We start from the raw sequence: 26,543 nt of genomic DNA on the forward strand, positions 1-26,543 counted from the left end.
TTTCAGCTTTTTTTATCTCTATCTATTGCCTTATTCACTAGGCATTTATCCCCTTTTCCGCTACAATCCCTATAATTTTTTGCTATATTTTAGAGAGATTTAGAATGTCCAATCCAACAAGAAAAATACTGGTTACTTGTGCCTTGCCTTATGCCAACGGTGCTATTCATTTGGGGCATATGCTTGAACATATTCAAGCGGATATTTGGGTGCGTTTCCAACGTATGCGTGGCAACCAAATTCACTTTGTCTGTGCCGATGATGCTCACGGTACGCCGATTATGCTTAACGCCGATAAACTCGGCATTACCCCTGAACAGTTAATCGAAAAAGCCAAAGCCGATCACGTTGCTGACTTTGCTGGCTTTAATATCAGCTTTGATAACTATCACTCAACCCACAGCGAAGAAAACCGTGAATACACTTCGGCAATCTATAAAAAACTTAAAGCCAACGGTTTTATCAAAAGCAAAGTGATTTCTCAACTGTTCGACCCTGAAAAAAATATGTTCTTGCCCGACCGTTTCGTCAAAGGCACTTGCCCGAAATGTAAAGCGGAAGATCAATATGGCGACAACTGTGAAGTTTGTGCTTCCACATACAGCCCAATGGATTTAATCAATCCACGCTCAGTGGTGTCAGGCTCTACGCCTGTGGTAAAAGAGTCGGAACATTTCTTCTTCGACTTGCCAAGTTTTGAAGGTATGTTGAAAGAGTGGACACGTTCAGGCTCGCTTCAACCTGAAATCGCCAACAAAATGCAAGAGTGGTTTGAAAGCGGTTTACAGCAGTGGGACATCAGCCGTGATGCCCCTTACTTTGGCTTTGAAATTCCAGATGCGGATAACAAATTCTTCTATGTTTGGCTCGATGCGCCGATTGGCTATATGGCATCGTTCAAAAACTTGTGCGACCGCACAGGCTTGAACTTTGATGATTTCTGGAAAAAGGACTCAGACGCGGAACTTTATCACTTTATCGGCAAAGACATTGTGTACTTCCACAGCCTGTTCTGGCCCGCGATGTTGGAAGGGAGCGAATACCGCAAACCAACCAATGTATTTGCTCACGGTTATGTAACGGTGGACGGACAAAAAATGTCGAAATCCCGTGGCACATTCATTCAAGCCAGCACCTATTTGAAACATATCGATCCTGAATGTTTGCGTTACTACTACGCAGCGAAACTCAATGATCGCATTGAAGATCTTGATTTCAGCCTTGATGATTTCGTGCAACGTGTAAACAGCGACATCGTCAATAAACTGGTGAATTTAGCCTCTCGCACCGCAGGTTTTATCACCAAACGTTTTGACGGCAAATTGGCTGAAAAATTAGAAGATCAAGCTTTATTTGATGAAGTTGTGGCACAATCGGAGCAGATCGCTACTTATTTTGAACGCCGTGAATACAACAAAGCGATCCGTGAAATTATGGCTTTAACCGATAAAGCCAACAAATACATTGACGACAAAGCCCCTTGGGTGATCGCCAAAGAAGAAGGTAAAGATGCGGAACTACAAGCGGTCTGTTCAATGGGCTTAGAGCTGTTCCGTGTGTTGATGAGCTATCTCAAACCAGTGTTACCAAAACTTGCCGAACGTGCCGAAGCGTTCTTGCAAACGGAATTACGTTGGGACAATATCGGCACGCCGTTGCTCTCACACAGCATTGCACCGTTTAAATCGCTCTTCTCTCGCTTAGAGAAAAAACAGATCGATGCCGTGATTGAAGAAACTAAAGCACTGTTTGCTGAAAGTGTTAAAGCAGAAGAAGCAAAAAAAGCGAAAGAAACGACCGCTTGCAACACAAAAATTGAACCAATTGCCTCTGAAATCACCATTGATGATTTTGCGAAGCTCGACTTGCGTGTCGCTAAAGTATTGAAATGCGAAGCCGTACCAAAATCAGACAAACTATTACGTTTTGAATTGGATTTAGGCGACCACACTCGCCAAGTCTTCTCGGGGATCAAAGCCGCTTACAACAAACCTGAAGAACTCGAAGGCAGATTTGTGGTTATGATCGCCAACCTTGCCCCACGCAAAATGTCTTTTGGTATGTCGGAAGGTATGATCTTATCCGCTGGCACAGGCGGCTCGGATCTGTTCTTGCTCTCGGCAGACAGCGGTGTTACTGCGGGAGTGCAAGTGAAGTAAATAACAAAAGAATCAAAATAAGGAATAACAATGATCCAACAAACCCTTGCTATAATTAAACCAGATGCAACAAGACGCCATTTGACTGGCGAGATTTTAAGTTATATGGAAAAAAATGGCTTAACTATCAAAGCGTTAAAAATGCTGCACTTAACTAAAGAGCAAGCTGAAGGCTTTTATGCCGAACATCAGGGCAAAGACTTTTTTGAGCCGTTGGTCGATTTTATGATTTCAGCCCCAATCGTCGTGGCGGTATTAGAAGGCGAAAATGCCGTTGAAAACTACCGCTTGTTAATGGGGGCAACTAAGCCAGAAGAGCGAAAATTAGGCACAATCCGCAAAATGTTTGGTTTGAGCTACCGTGAAAATTCTGTTCACGGCTCAGACTCTGAAGCATCAGCGAAGCGTGAAATCACCTACTTTTTTACACCAAATGAAATAGTCTAATTTTTTATAAAATAGACTTTATCTCATAAAAAATCCCTTTTTGTGATCTATCTCACAAAAAGGGATTTTTATTTTGACTTTTTGTCAAATTGCTAGATCGGTTTAGCAAAAAATAGAGTACAATTCCTACAATTATTTTATCTTTTAAATTAAATTTATAAGGAGTTTCAATGCTCAACTTATCTGCACAAAATATCCGTTTAAACGGCTCGGCAAGCAACAAAGACGATGCTATTCGCCTTGTGGCAAGTGGCTTAGTGGCAAATGGCAACGTAGCGGAAGGCTACGAAGCAGGAATGCTTGCTCGTGAAACGCAAACATCAACCTATCTTGGCAACGGTATCGCCATTCCGCACGGCACTTTAGATACCCGTGATTTAGTTAAAAATACGGGCGTACAAGTTTATCAGTTTCCGCAAGGGGTTGAATGGGGTGAAGGTAATACCGCTTATGTGGTTATCGGCATTGCGGCGAAATCAGACGAACATTTAACGTTACTTCGTCAATTAACCACTGTTTTAGGCGATGAAGCTGTTGCAGAAAAATTAGCGAAAACGCAAGATCTTGCTGAATTTGTAGCGTTATTGAGTGGTAAACGCAACGAACCTGTGATTTCATCAGAACTCCTTTCTTTAGATATCGACACATCAAGTCTTATTACTCTTTCTGCGATCAACGCTGCCAAATTACAAGAAAAAGGCTATGTTAATCAACAATTTATCAGTGATGTTGTGGCAAGCCAGCCCCTTGCTTTAGGCAATAATGTCTTTTTAGCCGATAGCAATAAAGGTAATCTTTTGAATGGTGTTGCAATCGCTCGTAATAAAGAAGGAAAAACCCTTGTCACTGTAGCTGCAACGGACGATAGCTTACAAGAAACACTCGCAAAATTGCTTAATATTACAACTCGTCAGCAACTAATGATTGCACCTGCAGATCGTATTTTAGCCGTTTTTGGTCAATCTGTTCCTGAAGCTACTCCACAAGCAGTACAAACAGCACCACAACAAGCGGTCATTTCAGCAGAAAATTCTGCAAATCAAGTCATTGGTACATTCACAGTGCGTAACGAACATGGCTTGCACGCACGCCCTTGTGCTGTGTTAGTACAAACTTTAAAACCGTTTGAAGCGAAAGTGACGGTAGAAAACTTAGATCGCCCAGCGGCAGCGGTGAATGCGAAAAGCACAATGCGAGTTGTGGCACTTGGTGCTGCTAAAGGACACCGTTTACGCTTTGTGGCTGAAGGCGCAGATTCTCAACAAGCTATTGAAGCCCTACAACAAGCCTTTGTTGCAGGTTTAGGCGAAAGTGTCGCATTTATTCCAACGGTAGAAGATACCATTGAATCATCAAATAACTCCGTTGTTGCTACTGTCGCTAATGTAGCTCAACAAGTCGCACAAGCGGTGACTTCCGCAGAAAATTCTGCAAATGGCGAACTAGAAGCGACATTCACCGTTCGTAACGAACACGGCTTACACGCTCGTCCAAGTGCTGTGTTAGTGAATGAAGTGAAAAAATACAATGCGACCATTCAAGTACAAAACCTTGACCGAGACAGCCAACTTGTTAGTGCAAAAAGCTTGATGAAAATCGTGGCGTTAGGCGTACAAAAAGGTCATCGTTTACGCTTTGTTGCTACGGGTGAAGAAGCACAACAGGCCTTAGACGGCATCGGTAAAGCGATTGAAGCAGGTTTAGGTGAATAAGAGGCAACTATGGCACAACAATTACGCATCGCAACGGTAACGCTCAATCCTGCCTTTGACTTAGTCGGGCGTTTAAAACGGATTGAAATCGGCGAAGTAAATACTGTCGAAACACTAGGTCTTTACCCCGCTGGGAAAGGGATCAACGTGGCGAAAGTGCTTGCTGATTTAGGCACAGACTTAACGGTAACGGGCTTTTTAGGCGAAGAAAATCAGGGCGATTTTGTACAATCTTTCCAAAGTAATGGTTTAACGGATCAGTTCTACCGCATTGCAGGCAAAACCCGTATCAATGTGAAAATTACGGAAACGGAAGCCGATGTTACCGATCTCAACTTTTTAGGCTTTGAAATCCAGCCTAACGATTGGCAAAAATTCACTGCCCTTTCACAACAATGGCACGAGCAGTTTGACTTAGTCGCTGTGTGTGGCTCACTGCCCCGTGGAGTGACCGCCGAACAGTTTGCAGATTGGTTAAAATCCTTACACTCACAGGGCTTGAAAGTGGTTTTAGATACTAGCAATCAAGCTCTCACCGCAGGATTAAAAGCGAACCCGTGGCTTGTCAAACCAAACCGCCGTGAGCTAGAAGTTTGGGCAAACCGACCGCTTGAGAGCTTAGAAGCTGTTATCACAGCCGCTCAAGAGCTACGTTCACAAGGCATTGAAAATGTGATTATCTCAATGGGCGAAAAAGGCTCTGTGTGGATCAACAACGAAGGCGTACTCCAAGCTCAACCGCCACGTTGCGAAAATGTGGTCAGTACCGTTGGAGCGGGTGACTCAATGGTGGCAGGCTTGATCTACGGTGTTGCTCAAGGTTGGGATAAAGCGAAAACCCTTGCTTTTGCTAGTGCGACTTCAGCGTTAGCAGTTTCGCAAAGTAACGTAGGCGTAAGTGATAAAGCAGCGTTAGAAGCGATTTTGGCGAAGGTGGAATTAACCCATTTAGCGTTTTAAATAATTTCCTTCCCCCGTTTACGGGGGAAGGTGCCGAAGGCGGAAGGGGGGATTGCAAACGAAGTTTGCAAGATTTTTCACCATAGTAACCGCTTACTCTTTGCCCGTTGGGCAAATCCCCTCTCCCTAACCCTCCCCCGTAAACGGGGGATGGGAATATAAGGACAAATTTCTCAACATTAATTAGGAATAAAATATGAATATTTCATTTATTTTCCCAGCACAACTAGGCAAGGCACGTGCGTTCCTTGTGAATGAAGTGCTAACAGCGGCAGCCAAACAGCAAGGGCATTCTGTAGTAAACGCAGAGCAAGCTGAGTTTGTGGTGCTATTTGATGAACAAGTGCCTGCTAATGTGGTTGGCAAGAAAGGAACGGTAGTGAACCTTGAACAAGCGTTCGCTCAGCCTGAAGCGACCCTTTCACAAGCGGTCAATTCTGCTCAAACTTTTGCAAATGCAACACAACCTGCGGTGGCAACATCATCAGCTGTAAAAAATATCGTTGCCGTAACCGCTTGTCCAACAGGCGTAGCTCATACCTTTATGTCCGCAGAGGCGATTGAAAACTACGCTAAAGCACAGGGTTGGAACGTGAAAGTTGAAACCCGTGGACAAGTAGGTGCAGGCAATCCGATTTCAGCAGAAGAAGTGGCAGCGGCAGATTTAGTGTTTGTGGCGGCGGATATTGATGTGGATTTAAGCAAATTCCAAGGCAAACCGATGTACCGCACTTCCACAGGCTTAGCGTTGAAGAAAACGGCTCAAGAGTTTGAAAAAGCGTTCCAACAAGCAACCGTGTATCAAGGCGGTTCTGCAGCAGCGGCAAAAGGCGAAGAAGCAACTGGCGAGAAGAAAGGCATTTACAAACACTTGATGACAGGTGTATCACATATGTTGCCATTCGTGGTAGCAGGGGGCTTGTTGATCGCCATTTCCTTTATGTTTGGTATCGAAGCGTTCAAAGATCCGAATATCGCAGGCGGCTTACCAAAAGCCTTAATGGATATCGGTGGCGGTGCGGCGTTCCACTTAATGATTGCGGTGTTCGCAGGTTATGTGGCGTACTCGATTGCTGACCGTCCAGGCTTAACCGCAGGTTTTGTCGGTGGTATGTTAGCCACCACCGCAGGGGCTGGGATTTTAGGCGGTATCATCGCGGGTTTCCTTGCAGGTTATGTGGTGAAATTCTTAAACGACAATATCAAATTGCCAGCGAGTTTAACTTCGTTAAAACCGATCCTAATCCTACCGCTATTAGGTTCAGCGATTGTCGGTTTGGCGATGGTTTATGTGATCAACCCACCTGTTGCAAGCATTATGGAAGCCTTGTCTAACTGGTTAAAATCAATGGGTGAAATCAATGCGATTGTGTTAGGTATCGTGCTTGGTGTGATGATGTGTACCGATATGGGCGGTCCAGTAAACAAAGCGGCTTATACCTTCTCTGTAGGTATGCTTGCATCAGATGTAAACACCCCAATGGCTGCAGCAATGGCGGCTGGTATGGTGCCACCAATTGGTATGGCGATTGCGACTTGGATTGCACGCAACAAATTCACTGTAAACCAACGTGATGCAGGTAAAGCGTCATTCGTACTTGGCTTATGCTTCATCTCTGAAGGTGCGTTACCATTCGTGGCGGCAGACCCTGTGCGTGTGATTGCGACTTCTATCCTTGGCGGTGCAACGGCAGGGGCAATCTCACTTGGTTTAGGCATTACTTTACAAGCCCCACACGGTGGTCTATTCGTGATTCCATTTGTGTCACAACCGTTGATGTATTTGGCTGCGATTGCAATTGGCTCTGTGGTAACAGGTGTCACTTATGCGGTAATTAAGCCAAAAGCAGAATAATTCATTCTCAACGATAAATAAACACGGAGCAGATCATATGCTCCGTGTTTTTTTATTTGTCTAAACTAGCGTATAATGTGCCTATATTCCCTGTTGAATAAGGATCTTCTTATGAATCATCTATCTAATGCTAACAGTGCCTTATCTCTCTATTCTCAAGCTATTACGAGATTAAATCAGAATCTTTCGGATAACTTTAATCAAGCTGTCGAAATGATTTTACATTGTGAAGGGCGTGTCGTTGTGGCAGGTATTGGTAAATCTGGTTTGGTGGGAAAAAAAATGGTGGCAACCTTTGCTTCTACAGGTACACCAAGTTTTTTCTTACATCCAACGGAAGCCTTTCATGGTGATTTAGGCATGCTAAAACCGATTGATGTTGTTATTTTGATTTCTTACAGCGGTGAAACAGATGATGTCAATAAACTGATTCCAAGCCTGAAAAATTTTGGCAATAAGATTATCGCTATGACAGGAAACCCGCAATCCACACTTGGACGGTACGCTGATATTACGCTAGATATCAGTATTGAGCGGGAAGCTTGCCCTAATAATTTAGCGCCAACGACATCAAGCCTAATTACAATGGCACTAGGCGATGCATTAGCTATCGCATTAATCAAAGCGCGAGATTTTAAAGCAGAAGATTTTGCCCGTTTCCACCCCGGCGGTAGCCTTGGACGTAAATTGCTTTGTCGTGTGCGTGATGTGATGCAACGCAAATTACCTATTACTACACCATCCGCTTCTTTCAGTGACTGCTTGCATGTGATGAATGAAGGCAGAATGGGGGTTGCAATTGTGATGCAAGATGAACAGCTACAAGGCATTATTACTGATGGCGATATTCGTCGAACCTTAGCGAAATTTGGCGCAGAAAGTTTAAATAAAACTGCTGAAGATATTATGACACGCAATCCAAAAACGATTTTAGATAGCACATTCCTTGCTCATGCGGAAGAATTTATGAAAGAAAAACATATTCACTCGCTGATTGCAGTCACCGAAGATGGCAAAGTCTCTGGTATTGTGGAGTTTTCAAGCTAATGGCAAAGTCAAATCATATTACCCGAGCAGGTTGGCAAGCCCTAGATCAAGAGTTGAAATATCTGTGGAAAGATGAACGCCCTAAAGTAACGCAAGCGGTTTCTGATGCTGCGGCTCTCGGTGATCGCAGTGAAAATGCAGAATACATTTATGGTAAACGCCGTTTGCGTGAAATTGATCATCGAGTACGCTTTTTATCTAAACGTTTAGAAGTACTTCAAATTGTCGATTATCATCCAAGCCAAGAAGGCAAAGTCTTTTTTGGCGCTTGGGTAGAATTGGAAAATGAAGAAGGGGAAATTAAACAATATCGTATCGTGGGTTGTGATGAATTTGATCCTGCAAAACACTGGATCTCCATTGACTCCCCCGTTGCTCGAGCATTAATTGGTAAGCAAGTAGATGATGAAATTCAAGTAGAAACGCCACTGGGTAAAGTGACGCTCTATATTAATAAAATTTGGTACGACGTGAGTGCAAATTAAGCTGCTTCTCTATGATAGTGTCTTAATGTTTGCTCTTTCTGCCGTGCAGAGCTAAAAGATGAAATACGTTTCAAATAGCCGATCACCCTTGTTGCATAATCCACATTATCAGAGCCACAACAAGAACAGTGTGATAGCGTCCGCTTATCAATATGCTCACATTCATTGCAAATAGTTATTTTGACGTTAATGCAGAAATAGTTGCAGCCCGTTTTTGCCGCAATATCTAACAGTGAGCGATAGCCCTGTTGAGTTAAGGCTTCGGCTAAATTGAGATGAAGTGCAGAGCCACCGTCAAGATATTCCACAAGCTCTTTACCGTGTAGCAGAAACTTATCAAGGGCGTTTGTCTGCTCGTCTTCCACCACATAAAAATAAGAGTTGTAACATTCTCTTGGTACAAAATAGCCATCTTCTTTATCCCACTTCGCATTTTTTACACCAAGATTTTCCGCTGGCACAAACTCGGTATTAAATTTCACCCCGTAGGTTTGACTAGCGGTCTGATTTGCTTGATAAATTGTAGATAATCGCTTACGCACAAAATCAAGATATTCTGAATTGTAGCCAATCTTTATTCCACAAGACTCGGCGGCTTCAACCATTCCATTAATACCAATTGTCAGAAATTGCTTATCTAATGAAATAAATCCTGCATCATAAACAGGCAACATCCCTGCATTAAGATAATCTTCCATTAATTTACGATAAGCGTATTGATATTTATGGATCTTGCTGACTTCTGTCGCTAAATCTCGCCCACCTTGCTCTAAACGGTTCATATTTAAGGTAATCACATTAATTGAACCTGTAGCAACGCCACCCGCCCCAAGTGAATAGGAAAAAGAGCGATCAGCAATTTCATTGCGTAAACGGCAACAAGATGCGAGAGAGTCTGGGTTGTCCGATTGGTAGATAAAAAACGCATTGCCGTCTGCCAACTCTTTTGCCATTTTATCGGCAAATTCGCCGTCCTTACATTTTCCTTCCGCAGTCAGCATTGCAGCAGTGACCACAGGAAAGGTCAAAATCGCTTTACGGCGTTCTTGATTAAACCACTGCATAAAGAAATCTTGTAGGGCAGAAGTCGTTTGCCAGTTTGGTACAGAAAGATCAGGAAAAACAAAATTACCGAACATTGCATCAAAATAGTAACGGTCGTAAATGGAGATATTCCAAAAGACACTTTGATAGCCACGAGCTGCCGCAGGTTGATTGATGCTATAAACCACTTGCTGTAAGTGATTGGTAATGTCGTGACGATGCGTATTAAGATAATCATCGCCAAAATCTTTACGAGCAAAATAGTCAAAGTAAGTTAAAAACTCAACCGTTGCCACCGCACCAGCAAATTGAGAGCTGATTGCAAAAACCAAATTTACAAAAGATCCACAAAAAGATGCAAGATGCTTCGGTGCTTTAGACTCACCGCCCAGCTTAGTCAAACCATCGCGTAAAAAAGGATAGAGCGTAACCGAAACGCAATAGGGCTTCAAACTGGTTTCATCGTGAACATAAATTTCGTGGGCTTCAATTTGACGTAAATACTCATCGGCAAGGGATTGGTCAAAAATCTCAGCAATCTTACCGCTTACTTTGGCACGATTGACTTGCACAAAGAAATCTTTCATCAATTCCTGTTCCATTGTCGCTAAATTTTTTTGGGTAACATTGGCATTTGCGTCCATTTTTGAGCCATCAGCGGCATTTTTAGCGTACATATATTGGTCGATAAAATTTAATTTTCCACGTAATTGGGACGGTTCAAGTCTAATCATTGTTTATTCTCTCTAAAATGTGCATTTAGCACTTTACCTGTATGAAGATTGATAAATTTCTGGTTAGTGGTAATACAATTTAGTCCGCCTTTTTCCGCAATCCATCGCCCTGTTTTGACATAATCCAACATTGAAATCATCGTAGGAGATAACTGTTCTAGCTCTAAGCCCGTGTAAAGACAGGTTTTCAAGCCATAGTGACGAACAAGTCGTAACCGCTCGAGTAACAACTCTGGCAACCATTCACCGCCAAGAAAACAGACACAGCTGATCAACCCTTGATATAAACTCAAGCGTTGTTGCAAGTAAATGTCTGATAGAATCTGACCGCTTCCAAGCTTCCAACTTTCTGCACTGTGACACCCTTTACAACCTAACGGGCAACCTGTGATAAGAAAAGCGAGAGATGTTTCATTTAGGACTTCCTGCCAAACGATCTGTTCTGAAATAAAGCGAAGTTGTTTCATTGTATAACCACTATATCTTGTGATTTATCTGCAGTAAAAACACAATATCTAGTAGTTTAAGGATTTGAATGTAAAGGAACTTGATAAAAATCAAAGTGCATGAAATCACTTTTATTGACAAAAAAGAAAGAAAAGAAAATCAAAAGGATAGGAAATGTAAATTTTAACGAAGAGAAATGATAAAAAGCCTGCACGCTAACACGAGCAGGCTTTTTGTTCAAATTAGAAACCCGCTTGTTTTTCTAATTGCTCAACTAACGCTTCATCTAAATTTAATGCTTCTGCTAATTGACCTAAGAAAACAATCTCTTTACGAGAAAGATCTTGGCAAACTAAACGTGCAGCAAGATAAACTTGAGCAGCTAAAGCGGTATCATTGCCAACTACTTTTGCAATTTCTTCTACAGAAATTGGGTTATTCATTTCTTGAATTAACCATTGTTGTAGTTCAGCGTCATTACCACCTTCTTTTAAAATTAACGCTTCTTCATTTTCATCTAAAGCACCGTCAGAAACTGCCGCTGCAATCATAGTACGCAAAATAATTGCACCTTTTTCTTCTGAGCTTTCAGATTCAAACGCAGTTGGTGCAATGTCTGTTGCTTGGTTTGATTGGCTTGCTTGATAATCTTGATATGCTTTATAAGCAAGGCTACCAAGTGCTGCAAGCGAACCTAATTTTGTTAAGTTCGCACCGCCATTTCTACCTAATACCATAGATAAAATTCCTACTAATGCAGCACCACCGCCAACTTTAGTAATCGCATCAGTATTACCTGATTTTACTTCGCCCATCGTGTTTTTCGCTGAATTTAACACTGAGCCTAATACGCTACCTAAGTCAGATGAGCTTTGATTTGCCGTATTGCTAACTGATTTTAATACGCCATTTAAAATGTCGTTGAAGTTCATTTTTTGTTCCTTATATTAGTAAAAAAGTCCTTTAATAGACCAACGTTTAAAAGAATAATTCAATTTTTTAATGAAAAACAAGCAATTTTTGTGATAAATGTTGGAAATCATTTTATCTTTGGTAAGATTGGAATGCATATATAAATATAAGTAAGATATACCTATGGCATTAATCGAATACAATCCCCCTGTTGAGCCTTGGCTTGACGAAGTTTATCGGGACAATCATATTTTGGTAATCAACAAGCCGAGTGGCTTGCTTTCCGTACCAGGCAATCTCCCTGAGTATCAAGACAGTGCAATGGTTCGGGTGCAACAAAAATATGGTTTTACCGAGCCTGCTCACCGTTTGGATATGGCAACAAGCGGTATTTTACTGTTCGCATTAAGCAAACAGGCTGAAAAAGAGCTAAAACGCCAATTTCGTGAACGTGAGCCGAAAAAGCATTATCAAGCGTTGATTTGGGGCAAACTGGGCGAGAAAGTGGGCGATACTGGAACAATGGACTTTCCGTTGATTTGTGATTGGGAAAACCGTCCACGTCAAAAAATTTGCTACGAACGGGGCAAACAAGCGGTCACTTTCTATGAAATTCTTGCACACTATCCAAATAACACGACAAGAGTAAAATTGACCCCTTACACTGGTAGATCGCACCAGTTGCGAGTGCATTGTTTAGCGTTAGGTCACCCTATTGTTGGAGATAAGTTTTATGCCAATCCATTAGCCAAAAGTTTATCGCCACGTTTATGTTTACACGCAGAGTCATTAACGATTACGCACCCAATTACTCACGAACCGATGACCTTCGTGGCAAAACCAGAATTTTAAAAGGCTGAAAAAATGAATTTTCAATGGCAACACTATCCTGAAAATACGAAAAAACTCTTTAGACTCTCTACGCCTATTTTTGTGTCACAACTGGCAACATCAGGTATGGGATTAGCAGATATTATTATGGCAGGTTTGGTAAGCGATGCCGATGTCTCGGCGATTGCGGTCAGTCATTCAATTTATTTTCCACTTTTCTTACTGGTGTTAGGTGTTTTAAATGCCATTACTCCAACAGTTTCTTATTTAAATGGTGCAGGTCAGCGCTCACTTATTGCTCATCAAGTTCGTCAAGGCGTGTGGATTGTTCTGATGCTCAGTATCCCACTGATTTTTATCTATCTTAATGCACATCTGATTTTCACCTTGATGGATACCCCCGCAGAGTTTGCCGAAAAAGCACAACAGTATCTCATTGCGCTCTGTTTTGGTTTGATTCCAGCACTACTCGCCGTGAATCTGCGTTGCTTTAATGATGGTTTATCCAATCCAAAACCAGCAATGTATATCACCTTTTTCGGCTTGATTTTGAACATTCCACTCAATTATATTTTTATTTTCGGCAAACTCGGCATGCCAGAATTAGGGGCGGTAGGCTGTGGTGTGGCAACGGCAATCGTAAACTGGGTCATGTTCGGTTTGATTTTACATTACTGCTATACCAACTCATCTCAAAAAGATATTCGTCTATTTGAAAAATGGATCGAAGCCCCTTGTAAAGCAACCCTTGCCAAGCTGTTCAAACTTGGTATGCCAATAGGCTTTGCGCTATTTACCGAAGTGATGTTGTTTGCCGCGTCTTCACTGATTATCTCACCACTTGGCTCACAAATGGTAGCAAGTCATCAAGTTGCGCTACAAACTAGCTCACTGTTCTTTATGATTCCACTCTCCTTTAGTATTGCAACAACCATTTTGGTTGGACAAACCTTGGGTGAAAAACGGATCGAAGAGACCAAATATTTAACCTACCATGCGATTTTCACTTGCTCTATCGTCGCCGTTGGCATGGCGCTGATTATCTTATTGTTGAAAGACTTTATCCCTTATGCTTTTACAAGTGATCCAACGTCTATTGCGATTGCGTCAGGTTTATTGATCTTTGCGGCGATTTATCAAATTCCAGATTCGATCCAAGCTGTTTGTAATGGTATTTTGCGTGGTTACAAAAACACGAAGCCGATTTTGCTTACCACCTTGATTTGCTATTGGTTGGTAGGCATGCCATTAGGCACCATTCTTGCTAGAACTGATTGGCTTGGTAAACCAATGGCAGCGGCAGGTTTTTGGCTGACCTTCTGTATCTGTTTGAGCTTAGCCGCAGGGTTATTTTTCTACTATATGCGCAAAATTCAATCTATGCCTGAACAAGCATTGATTCAGCGATTAGAAACCATGAAATAGTAACAAGCGGTAAGATCATCTTTGTTTTTTGCAAAAAACCAAACGGATCTTACCGCTTGAATTATCCATTTAGTCCTCTCAGTTTCACCATAAATAAGGCAACTAAAAAAAACACTGCTTGCAACACCACAATACAAGGCCCTGTTGCCACATCAAAATGGAAGCTCATAAACACGCCCCAAAAGGCACTGTTAATAGCGGTGAAAATGGCGATCATTAACATTCGGTCAAATCGTTTGGTTAGCACATAGCCTGTGATCCCTGGGGTGATCAACATTGCAATCACTAAAATCACGCCGACTACTTGAATTGCACTGACGATAACCAACGCTAATAAGGTAAGCAAGCCATAATGTAGCCGTGAAATGTTTAGCCCAACGGTGCGAGCGTGGCTTGGGTCAAAGCAGAACAGTAGCAGATCTCGGCGTTTGCAGATGATCAGTAATAACACGACTAGCGAAATAGCCAGCGATTGATACATTTCGCTTTTGATCATACCGAGCAAATTGCCGAAGATAATGTGGTTTAAATGTTGATCGGATTCGACTTTGACAAACATCACCAAGCCTAAAGCAAACATTCCCGAAAACACGATCCCCATTACCGTATCTTCTTTTAATCGGCTATTCTCTTTCAGATAACCAACCGACACAGCACAAAAAATCCCTGAAAAAAACGCCCCGATACCAAGGGGAATGGCAAGTAGGTAAGCAATCACAATCCCTGGTAACACAGCGTGGGAAATCGCATCGCCCATAAGCGACCAGCCTTTAAGCACCAAGTAACAAGAAAGCGTTGCACACACGGTGGCAACCACAATGCCGATAAGCAAGGCTTGTTGCATAAAGGGGTAAGTAAGCGGTTCGGCGAACCATTGATAAACGCTGTTCATCACTCTTCCCCCTGACAAGCGGTCAATTTGCCGCTATTTTTTGCAAATTTACGGGGCAATAAGCCATATTCTGGGGCGAACAAAAAGGCTAGTAAGAAAACAAAGGTCTGCAGCGAAACAATAAATCCGCCCGTGGCTCCGTCGGCAAAGTAGCTCAAATAAGCCCCGACAAAGCTCGTTACGCCGCCGATAACGCTCGATAAAATCAGCAATCTCCCAAAGCGGTCGGTGAGCAAGTAAGCCGTTGCCCCAGGGGTAACAACCATTGCGATCACCAAAATCGCCCCGACACTCTGCAAGGCACTGACGATACAGGCACTTAGCAAGCTAAAAAAGAGAATGCGTAATTTGAGTGGCGAAATGCCGACGGCTTTGGCTTGCACTTCATCAAAAAAGACCAACAGCAGATCTTTCCAGTAAAATAGCAGAAGTAGGATCGTAACACCCATTACAATCGCCACTTGCAACATATCTTCATCAGCAATGCCAAGAATGTTGCCGAAAATAATTGACTCGACGCTTACCGACGTGGGATTGATCGAAATAATCAAAAGCCCCACCGCAAAAAAGGTACTGAAAATAAAGCCGATCACCGCATCTTCACGCAATTTTGTGGCAGATTTCACCGCTAAAATCGCCACAGATGCAAGCAATCCAGCAAAAAATGCCCCCACGGCATAAGGTAATGAAAACGCATAGGCAAGTGCCACACCCGGTACGACGGCGTGGGATAAAGCATCACCGATTAACGACCAACTTTTCAACATCAAATAGGCGGAAAGAAAGGCACAGACCGCCCCGATTGCCCCACTTAACGCAATCGCTTTAAACATATAATCGTAGGAAAAAGGTTCTAATAATAACTCAAGCATTTATGGTTGTTCCTTTGTCTCTTGAGTTTGCATTGCCCCGAGTAGCTGTTGATAACGCAACACGCCACCAAAAACACGTTCGAGATTAGCAGGGGTAAAGGCATTTTCAATAGTATCCGCCACAATCACCGTACGATTAATCATCACGACTCTATCGCAAAAACTTGGGACTGCCCCTAAATTATGGGTAGAAACTAAAATTAAATGACCACTTGCACGCAGTTGTTTCAACAAGTCGATAATCGCATTTTCGGTATTAACATCAACTCCTGTAAAAGGCTCATCTAACAGAATAATTTTGCTCTCTTGAGCCAGAGAGCGAGCGAGAAAAACCCGTTTTTTCTGACCGCCCGAAAGCTCGCCGATTTGTCGATCCGCAAGGTGAGAGATATTGACCCGTTCCATCGCTTCCGCCACTTTTTGTTTGTCGGTCGCTGACGGAATACGCAGAAAATTCATATAGCCGTAACGCCCCATCATCACCACATCATAAACCGACACGGGAAATTGCCAGTCCACTTCTTCGCTTTGTGGCACATAGGCGACTAAATTGCGTTTTAAGGCTTGGTTAACAGGCAGACCGCATAGTTCAATGCGTCCTTTGGGCTGAACTAAACCCATAATGCTTTTAAAAAGTGTTGATTTGCCACTGCCGTTCACCCCAAGTAATGCACAAATTGTGCCACCTTCAAGGCGAAAGCTAACATCGTGAATTGCCGTGTGTCCGTTGCTGTAACGCACGGTAACATCGGAAACAGAAAGAGAACTCAGGGGAATGTTCATTTGGTTTTGGTAATCCTGTGGTTTTTTATTTGTTATTAAAATATAAATCAAAAATAATGTTGTAGGGACACACTACGTGTGTCCATAATGTCTGACACATCGTTTGTTGTGACGGACACACACAGTGTGTCCCTACATTTGTTATATGATAGTGTTAAACTTATTTCCCATCAAACCCATCTGCAATGGTTCCCACCGTAACATTGAGCAAATCAATGTAGGTCGGTACTTTGCCATCTTTGGTTGAAAGTGAGTCAACATACAACACACCGCCGTATTTCGCTTTGGTTTCTTTAGCGACTTGTTTCGCAGGTTTGTCGGACACGGTACTTTCACTAAAGACCACAGGAATATTGTGTTTACGCACACCGTCGATCACTTTACGGATCTGTTTTGGTGTACCTTGCTCATCTTGGTTCATCGCCCAAAGATAAAGCTCTTTGAAGCCATAATCGTGAGCCAAATAGCTAAATGCCCCCTCACTTGTGACCAACCAACGCTGTGCTTCAGGCACTTTGGCTAAACGTTCACGCAACGGTTTGTCTAACGCTAAAATTTTCTCTGCATAGGCTTTGGCGTTTGCATTATAGACTTCTGCATTGGCAGGATCGTGTTGAGCAAAGGCTTTGCGGATATTTTCGATATAGACCAACGCATTTTTGGTGGACATCCACGCGTGCGGATTTGGCTTATCTTTATACGGCCCTTCGTAGATCGAAATCGGAGTAATGCCCGCTGATACCGTTACCGCTGGCTTGTCTTTTAACTGCGTTAAGAAACGCTCAAACCAACTTTCAAGGTTCATACCGTTCCAAAGCACCAAATCAGCCGATTGTGCTTTCACAATATCTTGCGGAGTTGGTTCATATTCGTGAATTTCCGCACCTGGTTTTGTTATTGATTGGACATCTGCCACATCTCCACCAACATTTTGTGCGATATCTTGAATAATGGTAAAAGTTGTGACGACTTTTAATTTTGCAGAAAGTGGGCTAGCCACGATCATTAATGCCCCTAGAATTGCTATAAATCGTTTCATTATGTATCTCCTCTAAAAAAATTGTGGATTTAAAGCGAGAGACATTCTAGGAAACAAAAAATCATCTGTCAACAAATACAAATCATTCTCAACAACCACCCTTAGATGATAATCAACTAGCTGTAAAAGATGATAATCAACAAGCTTTCTAAATGAGAATGGGTTGTTACCTATTAATAACAACCCATTGAATTTATTCATCTTTTCTAAAATATCGCTGACTTTTCGTCTCTTGACGGCTTTCTAACAAGCGATGATAGTTTTCAAAGCGTGTCAGATCGATCTTACCTTGTTCAACAGCTTCCCTTAATGCACAACCAGGGTCATCTTTGTGTTTACAATCTCTAAATTTACATGTGCCTAATACTTCAGCAAATTCTCGATAGCCTTGTGTAATCTGTTCGGCTTCCAAATGCCACAAGCCAAATTCACGGATACCTGGTGAGTCAATAAGGTTTCCGCCTTGTGGTAAATGGTATAAACGGGAAGCAGTGGTGGTATGTTGTCCAAGACCTGAAATATCGCTAACTGCCCCTGTTTGAGCATTGACTTCTGGAAGTAACTGATTGATTAAACTCGATTTTCCAACCCCTGACTGTCCGACAAAAATTGACGTACCTTTGGCTAAATAGGCATGCAAGGCATGCATATTTTCACCTGTATCAGCCGATAAACATAGCGTTTGATAACCGATTTTTTCATAGATGGCGAGCTGTTGTTGAACGGCTTGACGCTCTTGTTCGCTCAACAAGTCGATTTTATTCAGCACAATCAAGGCTGGAATATTAGCGTTTTCACAAACCACTAAATAGCGATCAATGATATTCAATGAAAGTTGTGGCAATACCGCCGAGACAATGATAATTTGGTCGATATTCGATGCCATGACTTTAATGCCGTCATAATAATCGGGGCGTGTTAGCTCATTTTGACGGGGATGAACCGCTTCAATCACACCGCTTATCCCTTGCAACTGCTCACTACCTAACCGCCAAGAGACCCTATCGCCCACCACCACATTTTTTAAGGTTCGACGTAAATTACAACGGAAGATCTCACCGCTTGCGGTTTCCACATCGGCGTGTTTGGCGTGGCGAGTAACGACTAGCCCTTGTTGCACTTCACCAAGCATCTCATCTTGCCATTCAAATTCACTTTTGCTGATTTTTTTATGGTGGTTGGTTTGAATACGGCGTTGTTGATTTTGGGTTAAGCGACGTTTGCTCAAAAGGGGATCCTCATCGTCAAGAAAAAATGGAAGAAAGGATACTATAAAAAATGGCAAGCGGTAAGATCTTACAAAAAATTTGCAAGATCTTACCGCTAACTAATATAGAAATAGCTTAATTTTTACCAAAGATTTTTTGATCTAACGATAATTTACCTGCCCCAGTAAAGACTAAGACTAAGAAAAATAATGAGTACAACGCAGCTAATTCACCGTGATTTAACATTGGTTGGAATAAGGTTTCAGCGGTAACGTGAACGCCAAAATAAGCATACGCCATTTGACCTGAAAGTAAAAACGCCGTTGGGCGAGTAAATAAGCCTAACGCAATTAACACACCGCCAACGATCTCTAAAATTGCCACCACACCGAAGAGTGAGAATAGCTCAACACTACCGTTGCCGTCTGTCATTGATACAGGGAATTCGAAGAATTTGGCAGTGCCGTGTAATAAGAACATATAGCCAACGATAACGCGTGCTAATAAAAATGCCACTGGGCTGAATTTGTCTAAAAGTTGATTCATTTTGTTTTCCTTGAGTTATTGGTTGGAATGAAAGGTGCGCATTATAGAGATGAAGAATGATTTGATCATTGCTGATTTACTTAATACACTATTAAGAAAAAGTGAAGAAAGGAGTGATTATGTACGACTATAGAGCAATGTCCGTCTTTGTGACGGTGGTTGAACTCGGCTCTATGCAGGCGGCTGCCGAGCAACTGGCGATGACCCCGTCGGCTGTGACACAATCTATTCAAAAATTAGAAACTGGCTTACAAATCAAACTGTTAAACCGCACCACTCGGAAATTATCGCTCACTGAAGCGGGCGAAATTTTCTACCAAAACGCCAAACAGATGCAACAAAGTGCCGAAAATGCGGTGAAAAGTGTCGAATTGTTGCGAGAAACGCCCTTTGGACAGCTGAATATTGCTTGTGTCACGGGCTTAATGGATAGCCATTTGGTGAAAGTGTTTAAATCAGTGCTAGATAAAAACCCTGACTTCCATTTGAATTTGATGTTTGAAGATAAGGTGCTTGATCTGCTTGACGGACGTATTGATATTGCGTTGCGAGCAGGTCCTAACGTGCTTGATGATAATATGATTGCTCGCCATTTGTACGATTTTGAATGGGCAATTGTCGGTCATCGAGATTATTTTGCCGAAAAAGGAATGCCGACGGATTTAGATGCCTTAGCAAAATTAGATTGGATCAGTTTTTCCAATAACCGTTTTTCTTCACTCTTGTTAAACAATCAAAATGCGACAAAAGAAATTTCCCCTGCTTATCGCATTAGCTGTAACAGTCTGTATGCTAGCCGACGTTTGACGATGAACGGCTTGGGTATCTCGATTCAGCCTGAAGTCGATGTACAAAAAGCCCTTGCAAGCGGTGAGTTAATTCAGGTTTTTCCCGAATGGAAATTGCCACCCGTATCCTTCTATTTAGTCACACTACAACGTGTTCAATCAGAAAAAGTACGAGTGGCTTGTGAGTTGATTTCGGATTATTTTAAACAGCTTAAGGGCTAGGATCGAACTTGTATAGCCAATTCCCACTCAAACTCTTCTTCACTCAAGCGATATTTTTCCTTCAAATTTGGACCACAAGAGTTCGAGCCGATACCGCTCATTTTGTAATCGACACAAAGCACATCGTAAGGCGATTTTGCTAGCTCGTAATGATGCAGTTTTTGCGTTAATTCTTCCTGTGTGTAAGGGGAAAGATTAAAGCTAAACGGCGTGCTTGAGGTGATGATAAAATTATCCGTGCGAAGATATTCACAGCCGTAGTGACTGCCGTTTTCCTGTGGTTTAACATAGTCTTGATGATTTTGTTCGGCACAGGTTTGGTATAAACCAAGCTGGCTGGCGTGATGTTTGTCGATGTAGCTTTCACTTTCGCCATAGCCGAAATACTCAAGGCTATCTGTTTGTTTTTCAAGGAAAAAACGTACGCCAAAACGGGGCAGATATGGCAAATGCGTAGGGCGTTTGGCGGTGATTTTTAACTGGATCTGACCGCTTGCGGTTAAGGTATAAATCGCTTGAAAGCGGATTATCGGCTCTTTGGCAACCGCCACCATTGCACAATCGGCGATCACCACAACGTCATTTTCCACCATTTTTGCTTCCACCTGATAAGCTCGGCTATACGCCTTGTCATAACCTGCTCTTTCCCAAAAGGCACGAATTAAGCGGTCATTGTCCGTTGGAGATCGCCACACATTGAAATCAAGGGGCTGAGCGATAAGCGGTTTGCTTTGATAGCTCAAGCTCGACAAAATCCCTTTACTGCGGTCAAAGCGATATTCCACCAACGCATTTTTCACCACAATTTGCTGGCGATTTTGTTCAATAACAAGCGGACTGTTTGTCTCCATTTTTTGCAAATTAAGCTCAGGTTGGAAAGGGTGATCGAACAGTTTGAGCTGATCAAATCCCAAAATATGCCCTTGTTCTACTAACGATGTAGCGTGATTTTGACGGTAACTTAGCTCAATTAGGCACAATTTGCCGTTATCTTGCGGTAACTCGATAGGCAAACAAGCGGTCTGTTTCGGCAAACAGTTTACCGAGATTTCCCCCTGTCGCACCACTTTTCCATTTTCATTGATACGGTAAACCACCGTGAGATGATCGGCTAAGTTGGTGAAATCTAAATAATTTTTCAGGTAGATTTTGCCTTGCTCAAGGTAGGCTCGCACAGGGCGATTGACGTTTTTCAGCTCCCGCAAATTGCTGTGGGGAATACGTGTTGGCGACACTAAACCGTCCATACAGAAATTGCTGTCGTGCAAGGTTTCGCCAAAATCACCGCCGTAGCCGAAGTGCCCGTTTGGTAAATAAGGGGCGTGGTCGCACCATTCCCAAATAAAGCCGCCACAAGCCCCTGCGTAGCGTTCAAAGGTTTGGAAATAATCTTCCAAATCGCCGTTGGAATTACCCATTGCGTGTGAGTATTCGCAAAGCAAAAACGGTTTGGCTTGCGGTTGCTCAAAATAGCGGTCAATATCTTCGGTACTGGCGTACATTTCGCTATGAAAATCAAGGCTTGAGCAATCATTTTGATGTGCTGAATGTTGATAAATGGCACTTTCGTAATGCACCAAACGGCTCGGATCTCGCTGTTTGATCCAGTGGCTACTTGCTTCAAAATTTTCGCCGTAGCCCGATTCATTACCCAAAGACCAAATCAACACAGACGGGCGATTTTTATCTCGCTCAACATTAGCATAGGTACGATCCAAAATCGCCTGTTTATATTGCGGATCTCGGGCGAAATGGCAGAAGTTGTCAATCGTCTGTTGCTGAATACGGGCGTTATCGTTCTGCTTCGGCACATTCAGCAAAATGCTATGCTCCGGCGTTGGCACATATTGCATACTTGCCCCGTGACTCTCAATATCGCTTTCGCTGATAAGGTAAAAGCCGTAGCGGTCGCACAGCTCGCTAAACCAAGCAGCATTAGGATAGTGGGCGGTACGAATGGCGTTGATGTTATGCTGTTTCATCAAGCGTAAATCCTGCTCCGCTTGCTCACGGCTAATCACATAACCCGTTTTAGGATCGCTGTCGTGGCGGTTTACGCCCCGAAATTTGATCGGTTGCTGATTAAGCAATAACACGCCATTTTTGACTTCTACTCGGCGAAATCCGACCGCTTGCTCGATCACTTCACTACCAGAGGTTAAGCGTAAAGTGTAGAGCTGTGGCAGCTCTGCGTTCCAAAGCTGTGGATTGCAAATTTTTAGCTCAAACTGACCGCTTGTTTGCTCGGCAATCAGCTGATGTTGCGGATCAAACAGTTGGAAATGCACCTGTTGCGGCGATTGTACAAAGGTACATTCTACCGACAGATCCGCTTGAAACAAATCGTTCGACAAGGCTGTTCTGACAAAGAAATCTTGCAGATAATTCTGCTCTCGCTCAAGCAGATACACATCACGGAAAATGCCAGACATTCGGAATTTATCCTGATCTTCCAAGTAACTGCCGTCACACCACTTCAGCACCAACACATTCAAACGGTTTTCCCCTGCCACAAGGAAATCGGTAATATCAAATTCATTGGTGCAGTGGCTAATCTGCCCGTAGCCGACAAATTGCTGATTAACATAGAGATAAAGGCAAGCGTCCACGCCTTCAAAATTGAGCAAATAACGCTTGTTGGGCTTGGGTTCGCACGGGAAAAAGGTTTGATACACGCCACAAGGGTTATCATTCGGCACGTAGGGCGGATCGAAAGGGAAAGGGTAGTTGATGTTGGTGTATTGATGCTGATCGAAGCCCTGTGTCTGCCAGTTAGATGGCACGGGAATCTGATGCTCAAAGGGCAAAGAGAGAAAATCGTCAGGCAAGTCCATCAGGCTTGCAAAATAGTTAAACTGCCACTTGCCATTGAGCAAAGTAAAGTAGCTCGACTGCTCACGCTTCAGGGGATCCACCTTATCCTGCAAGGAAAAGGGAATAAAATAGGCGTGGTGCGGTGTGGTATTGAGATGAAGTATTGCGGGATCTTGGTGGTAGTTAAACAGCATAGCACAATTCCATAATGAACCATTGTAAAAATGGGAGAATGCTACCATTCAAGATCACGGACTTCAACGGATTGGAGAGTAAGATGTGAGAAGTGTGGCAGGAGTCACAAAATTCTTACTTTTCCCCTTAAACTCCCCGCTTTTATACAAAACTCACAAAGTCAATTTAAATCAAAAGATAATAGAATAATTGACGATTATTATCAGTTTTTTTGTTAGGATAGCACCCTTATTTTTTCATTTGTTTTTTAGTGATTACTGAGAGTTATTATTATGAACCCAAGACGTAAATCAAGATTGAAAGTGGTGATGGCTGTTGTTGGTGGGCTTGCTGTTGCTGTGGGGCTAACACTTTATGCGTTAAGCCAAAACATTGACTTATTCTATACGCCGTCAGAGATTATCTACGGTAAAAATGATGATCCTAAAACCAAGCCTGAAGTGGGGCAACGTATCCGTGTGGGCGGTATGGTGGTTGATGGGTCGGTTAAGCGTGATGAAAAAAGTCTGAAAGTGACCTTTGATCTGAACGATATTGGCCCTGCTATTCAAGTGGAATACGAGGGGATTTTGCCTGATCTGTTCCGTGAGGGGCAAGGGATTGTGGCTCAAGGGACGTTAATTGAGCCGACCAAACTCAAAGCCACAGAAGTACTGGCAAAACACGATGAAAATTATATGCCACCAGAATTGGGCGATCAGATGAAGAAACAGCACAAGCCGATGGGCATTTCAGAAGAAGATTTGAAAGGCAAATCGGAACGTGATGCCACACAGTTGCCGTCAGGGGAAAGTAAATGATCGCTGAATTAGGAAATTATACCTTAGCGTTGTCGCTGGCATTGGCAATTTTATTGGCGATCTTACCGCTTGTTGGCGCTCACAAACAGAATACGAGCTTGATGGCATTAGCTCGTCCGCTAACGTGGGCGGTCTTTTTAGCCTTGTCGATTTCGTTCGGCTCGCTCTTTTATCTCTTTGCGGTGAACGATTTCACGGTGCAATATGTGGTAAACAACTCAAACAGCACTTTGCCGTTGGAATATCGTCTGTCGGCGGTGTGGGGATCTCACGAGGGGTCGCTGTTGCTGTGGATTTGGTTGCTCTCCTTTTGGAGCGTGGCTGTAGCAACATTTAGCCGCCAAATGCCAGAAGAAGCCGTTGCCCGTGTGTTAGGGGTAATGGGCTTGGTGAGCATTGGCTTTTTAGTCTTTATTCTCTTTACGTCAAACCCGTTTGACCGCACGTTCCCTGACTTCCCTGTCGATGGCAGAGAGTTAAATCCGATGTTGCAAGACGTGGGCTTGATTTTCCACCCACCACTGCTCTATATGGGCTATGTAGGCTTTTCCGTTGCCTTTGCCTTTGCGATTGCGTCACTGATGACAGGGCGTTTAGATACCGCTTGGGCGAGGTGGTCTCGTCCTTGGACAATGGCGGCGTGGGTCTTTTTAACATTAGGGATCGTGCTTGGCTCTTGGTGGGCGTATTATGAACTTGGCTGGGGCGGCTGGTGGTTCTGGGATCCTGTGGAAAATGCGTCCTTAATGCCGTGGATTGCAGGCACAGCCTTGATCCACTCGTTAGCGGTGACAGAAAAACGCAGTACATTTAAAGCGTGGACGGTGCTGTTAGCAATCCTTGCGTTCTCACTCTGTTTGCTTGGTACTTTCCTTGTGCGTTCAGGGATTTTAGTCTCTGTTCACGCCTTTGCGTCTGACCCTACTCGTGGTTTGTATATCTTGGCGTATTTGGTGGTGGTTATCGGCGGTTCACTACTGCTTTATGCTTATCAAGGCAGTAAAATCAAGAGCTTAGATAATTCAGAGCGTTACTCTCGTGAGTCGATGCTACTGCTCAATAACGTGTTATTAATGGCATTTTTATCGGTAGTCTTTTTAGGCACGATTTTACCGTTAATCCACAAACAGATCGGCTTAGGCACAATCTCTATCGGCGCCCCGTTCTTTGATCAGATGTTTATGATTTTAATGGTGCCATTTGCATTTTTATTAGGGATCGGACCGCTTGTAAAATGGCGGAGAGATCAGGCTTCGGCAATTCGTAAGCCTGTGTTGATTTCATTGGCGGTAATGGTGTTATTGGGCTTCGGCTTGCCTTATCTTTTTGCAAGCAAAATTACCGTGAGCGTTGTACTTGGCACAATGATGTCGGTGATTATTGTGGCGTTGAGCTTGTATGAATTACATCAACGTGCAACGCATCGCCACAGCTTCCTGCAAGGTGTGTTCAAACTCTCTCGTTCTCACTGGGGAATGGTGCTGGCTCACTTAGGGGTTGCAATGACGGTATTTGGTATTGCCTTTAGCCAAAATTACAGTATTGAAAAAGATGTACGAATGAATGTGGGCGATAAAGTTGAGATTTTAGATTATACCTTTACGTTCAAAGGCATTCGGGATTCAAACGGTGCGAACTATATCGGAGGCACGGCGGACATTGATATTCACCAAAACGGCGAATATGAAGCGACCCTACACGCAGAAAAACGTTTCTACAATGTAAGTAAAATGGGTATGACCGAAGCCGCGATTGATTGGGGCTTTAGCCGAGATCTTTATGCAGCATTAGGCGAACGCTTAGATGATGGCTCTTGGGGGGTGCGTTTATATTACAAACCATTTATCCGCTGGATTTGGTTCGGCGGGCTATTTATGGCATTAGGCGGGTTACTCTGTATGATGGATAAGCGTTATCGCTTAAGAGTAACAAAACCTATCACTGAATAATATTTTTATGAAAAAGAGTTGGTCTTAGTTATTTTCAATAATTATCACCAACTCTTTTTTATCCTAAAAAGACAAGATAATTACTAATTTGGTAGGAACCAGTATCCTTTATATCTTTGATATAGAAGCTATTAAAAGGCATATAGGACAAAATAGTTGCTGTTTTTGCATTTTATATGCCTATAGGACAAAATAGTTGCTAAGGATTATTTTCAACAGTTCTTAGCAACTCTTTTTATTTAAAAAATCCTGTATAAACAATATCTTATGTTTTCTCGTTAAACCACTATGTGGGCGTAGTTTGTCTTTAAGTTCTTTAAATAGCCCTTCTATTCGATTTGTTGTCTTTTCTATATTTAACTCGGGATGCTTCTCGT

At 42.9% G+C, this 26,543-nt stretch carries 22 protein-coding genes; 12 read left to right on the top strand and 10 right to left on the bottom strand.

Annotated features, from left to right (window positions below):
* The first annotated feature begins 104 nt into the window (after positions 1-104).
* The 7 genes from metG to greB all read left to right on the top strand — a co-directional run bounded on the left by metG (position 105) and on the right by greB (position 8,665).
* A complete protein-coding gene (gene metG, locus C5N92_RS04130; RefSeq protein WP_111749597.1) occupies positions 105-2,159 on the top strand; it encodes a methionine--tRNA ligase in 2,055 nt (684 codons plus the stop codon).
* A 30-nt stretch (positions 2,160-2,189) separates the two neighbouring features.
* Positions 2,190-2,606: a nucleoside-diphosphate kinase gene (gene ndk / locus C5N92_RS04135; RefSeq protein ID WP_111749598.1), complete on the top strand. Its 417-nt coding sequence runs from the start codon at positions 2,190-2,192 to the stop codon at positions 2,604-2,606.
* Positions 2,607-2,776: 170 nt separating this feature from the next.
* Positions 2,777-4,318 carry a fused PTS fructose transporter subunit IIA/HPr protein gene (gene fruB / locus C5N92_RS04140; protein WP_111749599.1) on the top strand — a complete coding sequence of 514 codons (1,542 nt, stop codon included), beginning with the start codon at positions 2,777-2,779 and terminating at the stop codon, positions 4,316-4,318.
* Positions 4,319-4,327: 9 nt separating this feature from the next.
* Positions 4,328-5,278, top strand: a complete 951-nt coding sequence (fruK, locus tag C5N92_RS04145) for a 1-phosphofructokinase (protein ID WP_111749600.1) — start codon at positions 4,328-4,330, stop codon at positions 5,276-5,278.
* Between the two features lie 196 nt (positions 5,279-5,474).
* A complete protein-coding gene (locus tag C5N92_RS04150; RefSeq protein ID WP_111749601.1) occupies positions 5,475-7,133 on the top strand; it encodes a fructose-specific PTS transporter subunit EIIC in 1,659 nt (552 codons plus the stop codon).
* Between the two features lie 111 nt (positions 7,134-7,244).
* Positions 7,245-8,180: a KpsF/GutQ family sugar-phosphate isomerase gene (locus tag C5N92_RS04155; RefSeq protein WP_111749602.1), complete on the top strand. Its 936-nt coding sequence runs from the start codon at positions 7,245-7,247 to the stop codon at positions 8,178-8,180.
* Positions 8,180-8,665, top strand: coding sequence for a transcription elongation factor GreB (greB, locus tag C5N92_RS04160; protein WP_111749603.1), 486 nt, complete (start codon positions 8,180-8,182; stop codon positions 8,663-8,665). Before C5N92_RS04155 ends, greB begins: the two co-directional genes overlap by 1 nt.
* Here greB and nrdD read toward each other — a convergent pair.
* From nrdD to C5N92_RS04175, 3 genes are all read right to left on the bottom strand, one after another.
* A complete protein-coding gene (gene nrdD, locus C5N92_RS04165) occupies positions 8,662-10,443 on the bottom strand; it encodes an anaerobic ribonucleoside-triphosphate reductase (RefSeq protein ID WP_111749604.1) in 1,782 nt (593 codons plus the stop codon). The two genes, greB and nrdD, sit on opposite strands and share 4 nt — an antisense overlap.
* Positions 10,440-10,910: an anaerobic ribonucleoside-triphosphate reductase activating protein gene (gene nrdG / locus C5N92_RS04170; RefSeq protein WP_111749605.1), complete on the bottom strand. Its 471-nt coding sequence runs from the start codon at positions 10,908-10,910 to the stop codon at positions 10,440-10,442. Before nrdG ends, nrdD begins: the two co-directional genes overlap by 4 nt.
* 222 nt (positions 10,911-11,132) lie before the next feature.
* Positions 11,133-11,705: a tellurite resistance TerB family protein gene (locus C5N92_RS04175; RefSeq protein WP_369828953.1), complete on the bottom strand. Its 573-nt coding sequence runs from the start codon at positions 11,703-11,705 to the stop codon at positions 11,133-11,135.
* A gap of 280 nt (positions 11,706-11,985) precedes the next feature.
* Between C5N92_RS04175 and rluA the strand changes: the two genes are divergently transcribed.
* Positions 11,986-12,654 (top strand): bifunctional tRNA pseudouridine(32) synthase/23S rRNA pseudouridine(746) synthase RluA, encoded by a 669-nt coding sequence (gene rluA / locus C5N92_RS04180; protein WP_111749607.1) that lies wholly within the window; start codon positions 11,986-11,988, stop codon positions 12,652-12,654.
* A gap of 12 nt (positions 12,655-12,666) precedes the next feature.
* Positions 12,667-14,058 carry an MATE family efflux transporter gene (locus C5N92_RS04185; protein ID WP_111749608.1) on the top strand — a complete coding sequence of 464 codons (1,392 nt, stop codon included), beginning with the start codon at positions 12,667-12,669 and terminating at the stop codon, positions 14,056-14,058.
* A 61-nt stretch (positions 14,059-14,119) separates the two neighbouring features.
* On the opposite strand, the gene C5N92_RS04190 is transcribed toward C5N92_RS04185, so the two are convergent.
* The 6 genes from C5N92_RS04190 to C5N92_RS04215 all read right to left on the bottom strand — a co-directional run bounded on the left by C5N92_RS04190 (position 14,120) and on the right by C5N92_RS04215 (position 19,398).
* The gene (locus C5N92_RS04190) at positions 14,120-14,950 is read right to left on the bottom strand and encodes a metal ABC transporter permease (RefSeq protein ID WP_133254054.1); all 831 of its coding nucleotides are present in this window, start codon (positions 14,948-14,950) and stop codon (positions 14,120-14,122) included.
* Positions 14,950-15,822 carry a metal ABC transporter permease gene (locus C5N92_RS04195; protein ID WP_111749610.1) on the bottom strand — a complete coding sequence of 291 codons (873 nt, stop codon included), beginning with the start codon at positions 15,820-15,822 and terminating at the stop codon, positions 14,950-14,952. The genes C5N92_RS04190 and C5N92_RS04195 overlap by 1 nt, the downstream gene beginning before the upstream one ends.
* Positions 15,823-16,605 carry a metal ABC transporter ATP-binding protein gene (locus C5N92_RS04200; RefSeq protein ID WP_111749611.1) on the bottom strand — a complete coding sequence of 261 codons (783 nt, stop codon included), beginning with the start codon at positions 16,603-16,605 and terminating at the stop codon, positions 15,823-15,825. It abuts the gene before it with no gap.
* 160 nt (positions 16,606-16,765) lie between these two features.
* The gene (locus C5N92_RS04205; protein WP_111749612.1) at positions 16,766-17,644 is read right to left on the bottom strand and encodes a metal ABC transporter substrate-binding protein; all 879 of its coding nucleotides are present in this window, start codon (positions 17,642-17,644) and stop codon (positions 16,766-16,768) included.
* Between the two features lie 193 nt (positions 17,645-17,837).
* A complete protein-coding gene (gene rsgA / locus C5N92_RS04210) occupies positions 17,838-18,872 on the bottom strand; it encodes a small ribosomal subunit biogenesis GTPase RsgA (RefSeq protein WP_111749613.1) in 1,035 nt (344 codons plus the stop codon).
* A 115-nt stretch (positions 18,873-18,987) separates the two neighbouring features.
* A complete protein-coding gene (locus C5N92_RS04215) occupies positions 18,988-19,398 on the bottom strand; it encodes a DoxX family protein (protein ID WP_111749614.1) in 411 nt (136 codons plus the stop codon).
* Positions 19,399-19,517: 119 nt separating this feature from the next.
* On the opposite strand from C5N92_RS04215, the gene C5N92_RS04220 reads away from it, so the two are divergent.
* The gene (locus C5N92_RS04220) at positions 19,518-20,408 is read left to right on the top strand and encodes a LysR family transcriptional regulator (protein ID WP_111749615.1); all 891 of its coding nucleotides are present in this window, start codon (positions 19,518-19,520) and stop codon (positions 20,406-20,408) included.
* Here C5N92_RS04220 and C5N92_RS04225 read toward each other — a convergent pair.
* Complete coding sequence (locus C5N92_RS04225; RefSeq protein ID WP_111749616.1) at positions 20,405-23,416, bottom strand: glycoside hydrolase family 2 TIM barrel-domain containing protein; 3,012 nt, start codon at positions 23,414-23,416, stop codon at positions 20,405-20,407. The two genes, C5N92_RS04220 and C5N92_RS04225, sit on opposite strands and share 4 nt — an antisense overlap.
* Positions 23,417-23,689: 273 nt before the next feature.
* Here C5N92_RS04225 and ccmE point away from each other — a divergent pair, with 273 nt between their 5' ends.
* Positions 23,690-24,217 carry a cytochrome c maturation protein CcmE gene (ccmE, locus tag C5N92_RS04230; protein WP_111749617.1) on the top strand — a complete coding sequence of 176 codons (528 nt, stop codon included), beginning with the start codon at positions 23,690-23,692 and terminating at the stop codon, positions 24,215-24,217.
* Positions 24,214-26,166, top strand: coding sequence for a heme lyase CcmF/NrfE family subunit (locus tag C5N92_RS04235; RefSeq protein ID WP_111749618.1), 1,953 nt, complete (start codon positions 24,214-24,216; stop codon positions 26,164-26,166). Before ccmE ends, C5N92_RS04235 begins: the two co-directional genes overlap by 4 nt.
* Positions 26,167-26,543 lie beyond the last annotated feature (377 nt).

Source organism: Glaesserella australis (assembly GCF_003260095.1).
GTDB classification, from domain to species: Bacteria; Pseudomonadota; Gammaproteobacteria; order Enterobacterales; family Pasteurellaceae; genus Glaesserella; species Glaesserella australis.